The 3,824-nt window shown below is 32.3% G+C and carries 3 protein-coding genes; all 3 read right to left on the bottom strand.

What is annotated here, in order from left to right; genetic code table 11:
* Positions 1 to 264: 264 nt before the first annotated feature.
* Genes AB1414_17280 through AB1414_17270 form a run of 3 tightly spaced genes read right to left on the bottom strand, consistent with a single transcriptional unit; the run spans position 265 to position 3,451 of the window.
* Positions 265 to 1,455 (bottom strand): PrsW family glutamic-type intramembrane protease, encoded by a 1,191-nt coding sequence (locus AB1414_17280; protein MEW6609168.1) that lies wholly within the window; start codon positions 1,453 to 1,455, stop codon positions 265 to 267.
* Positions 1,456 to 1,471: 16 nt separating this feature from the next.
* Entirely contained in the window at positions 1,472 to 2,149 is a 678-nt protein-coding gene (locus AB1414_17275; GenBank protein ID MEW6609167.1) for a hypothetical protein, read from the bottom strand.
* A 3-nt stretch (positions 2,150 to 2,152) separates the two neighbouring features.
* On the bottom strand, positions 2,153 to 3,451 hold the full coding sequence (locus tag AB1414_17270) for a helix-turn-helix transcriptional regulator (protein ID MEW6609166.1): 1,299 nt from the start codon (positions 3,449 to 3,451) through the stop codon (positions 2,153 to 2,155).
* Positions 3,452 to 3,824: the final 373 nt, after the last annotated feature.

Below are 3,824 nucleotides of genomic sequence, written 5' to 3'. Positions count from 1 at the left end.
GTATTAAAAAGTCAGCAAGTTCTTTAAAGAATTCTTGATGATATGTCACTGTATCAAACCAAATATGCATAAAACCATCACCTTTCAACAGGATTGCATATAATGTATAGTTCTCGGGGTATTTTTTTACTGTTTTGATATGTCGACTCAACAAAAAAAGAACTGTCCTCTTTTTTTTGTAAAATCCCCCTTGATGCTTTAGAAAAATTATAGCATAGCAGATGAGATATTGCTATCTCAATTAAGAAAAAACAATGCGAATAATCACATTGTTTCTTGTGTTTCACTTGATATAGAGGACACTATTTCGAGATGTTTCCTTAATCGATAATTGGCATTCTGTACCATATAAAATCGCAAAAACAACAAAAGACTAATACCTAAAACAACATAATAAAGCATAGGAAAATACGTGACGGTAAAATTCCAAGCTGCATGAATCAATATGACTGTAATATACATTTCAATAAAAAGTGGTTTAGTGACAGAATTAAAATTGATTCGTGTTGTTGGATTCACATATACCAGTGTCCCGCCTAAGATTGCTGTCCAAAAATGATGACCTATTCCAAAAATGGCCCATATACTTCGATAACTTATTTCATCAACCATAATTGAATAATCCATGGTTGATAAAAATGCTAATAAGCCATAAGAAGAGGTCTCAAAAACGTCAAAACCAGCTCCAACTGCAAACCCCACTAAAAATCCTGTCAAGATATCTTTGACTCTAAATCGTCTAAGAATTAAAATTACAATGAATATTTTTGCTGTTTCTTCAACAAATCCAGTCACCAACTCTGAGACAATAGGTAATGTTAAGTAACCGGTGAATACTCTGAGAACATAAACCCAAAATATAGAGAATACACCTCCCATACCAAAATATGAAATAAGATGGACTCCTTTAACATTTTTGGGTTGGTGTAGTTCATGCATCAAAATCATTAAAGAGAAAGGTATGGCAAGACTTAATGTTAAGTTCATTAATACAATATCTGCTATTAAACTTGCGGAAAGATAAAAGATAAATATTACCCAAAAAGAATAGATATAAAGTCTGGGGGCGATAACAGCAACTTCTTCGGGATGAAACATTTGTTTTTCAAAATAGTAGAGTTTGCTATCCATGGGTCTACGATGAAAACCATTGAAAAAACCAGCAATAATTTCGGTGATTTTAATTTTAGGTGCATTCTTTTCATAACTTAATGCGCCAACCATATGTTTGGGTGCGTTTCTTTCAATTGGTTCTTCAAGATTAACCTCATTCGGATCAAGGTGAGATAACTCAACTATCTTCTTGAGGATTGATTGAGGGATATTCCATTTTCCGATTTCATATTTCCGATAATCGTCGATATGAACATTGATCTTCTGTGCAATATACTCTTGAGAGAAATCACTTTCTTCACGCCAAGACTTTATTAAATACGCAATTTCACGTTTGCTCATCGGAATACTCCAATCATCAATCTTTTGATTTGTTGTGTGTTGGGCGTACCCATCCACGAATCTTGAGTAGAATTCTATGCCATCCTTCTTTACGTTTAATATTTTTTTCGAGTCCTTGTTTCTTCTTTAGGACTGATTCCTCTTCTTTTCTCTTTCGAGCCTGTTCTTTTTGTTTTAGTTTAAGTTCAACATGATCATGAATAAGCATTTTACGAATTTGATCTTTAACCTGTTTTGATTTTGACGCAGTTGATAGTCCTAGAGAATCAGTAACAAACACCTTTATCACTGAAAGATCATTAGATCCTTTATTGATATCAGAGATTATTACTTTCAGTTGTTCAACCTTTATTCGAGCTGTGAGGTAGTCTCGCGAATGAATCACGACTTTGTGATCAAGAGGAAGGTTGTGATCTCGTAAGTAGTTCTGATAGAAATCTATATTTTGATCTTTGTAGACAAAACCAAAGCCTGAAAGTCTAACTTCATTTATGTTGTTATTGAAAATGGTAATCGTAAAATCTTTTTGACCATCATAAGCATTGACTTCATAATTAGATTTGATTTTGAAACGTTTATTCAAGAAATACATAGCAAAATATTTATTCATAGATAAGATGATGGACAATAAAACAAAAGATACAACAAATAACAATATGACGATGAGTTCAAAATGCTCTCGAATAAATTCCATATTTTATTCCCCCTTCTTCAACAGATAATCAATGAGGTGATTAATTTTCTTAAATGTCTCTAAATTGTAGTATTTCTCGTCGATTCTGGCACCTTGCTTAAGTAAGAAAATCAATACTTCCATTTGGTTTATTTTTACCCAGCTAATAAGATAATTAAGATCATCCTTTGATAGATAGTTTATGATAGATTCCAAAAGTGTGAGATTTCCCATTTCGACACAGGTTTCACCAACTCTTTTAAAAATAATCTCATTATGATGTTTTGCTATGAGATGTGAATATATCTTATCCTGATTTCGCCTAATTGCTTCTCTTACAATTTGTGTTAAATCTATATATAAACCGTGATCAACAAAATCAATCACTAGGTCATAATGATCTTTATCTAATACAGATAATAAAGCCTTCTGAACGTTAATGACTGATTTTCGAAATGATGTCATTGGTGTACGATAAAACTCTTGAATAAATATATGTAGTCCCTCGGTATAATTGGTCGCAATGAATGTATCCACAATAAAGCAAAAATCATCATCACGGTGTTGGACTTGTATGAATGTTTTGAGTATTAATGATAAATGATATTTGGCAATAATTTTTATGTAGTCACTGCGTGTTAAAGGAATTTGTTCGGTTTCTTCGCTTACTTTAAACCATTTGGCTTTTATCGTTGGCTTGTATTTCATTAAGCGAATCATAAAATTTTGATACTCTTTCGTGTTCAAATAACCCCATATTGCCATTTCAATGGTTTCGTCATCAATCAAAAAAGAGCCGTGAAGCTTTGTGTAGGCATCGATAAACTGATCAATACCTTCTTTCTTCTCTTCCAATAAGAATTTAATAATTCTAAGATATACGTTCTTGGCTCGATGATAATAATCATGTACTATTTCAACGTTCTTTTCTATTAAATAAAGAAGCATTTCTAATTTACGCTGTTCAATGATGTAGTCAACAAGAACTTTACCATAGAGGTCAGGTTCAGCAATATGTAAATCTTGAGGGGGAACTTTTGTTATACCCTCAATTCCTTGACTTACCACTTTTTGGTATTCAGAAACTACATCGTTGGATCCCTCTGACTTTAGATTGAGTAAATCATCTAATGTGATCTCAAATATTTTTGCAATTTGTATTAGATTTTGTATGTCAAACGAACTTTTACCACGTAAATTCTGTGAAACTGCTGCCTTAGAAATAGACAGAGCTTCCGCAAGATCATCTTGCGTCATTCCTTTTTTCTTCAACAAACTTTTAATGTATTCCCCTACCTTAACGTTATCAATGATGTCTGGCATGTGCATCACCTCTTAACTTTATTATAAAGGCAAATGGCAAATTTAAAAAGATGGTTTGTACTTAACCATAAGTTAACTTTTAAAATCAAAATGCTCTTTATGATAAATTATTCATAAAACAAGTTAATTTTCACTTAACAAAAAAGGTCCCTTTTGGGACCCTATGTTTGATAAGATTATTTAATAAATGACCATAATTGAGTCATCCAATAATCTGAGAGTTCATGACACATACACCATGTGGTGTTTGCTTTGCATGATAAACCCTGCTTATTGAGTGTGAATTTCATATGATTTTCCTCCGTTAATTAACATCTACTGTACCGGAGAGCGTTGACACCTTTTCTAAATGGATGTTTGTTTTGGTTTTATT

The organism is bacterium (assembly GCA_040755795.1).
In the GTDB taxonomy this organism is placed as follows: domain Bacteria; phylum UBA9089; class CG2-30-40-21; order CG2-30-40-21; family SBAY01; genus JBFLXS01.
This window is presented reverse-complemented; position numbering and strand designations above follow the sequence as displayed.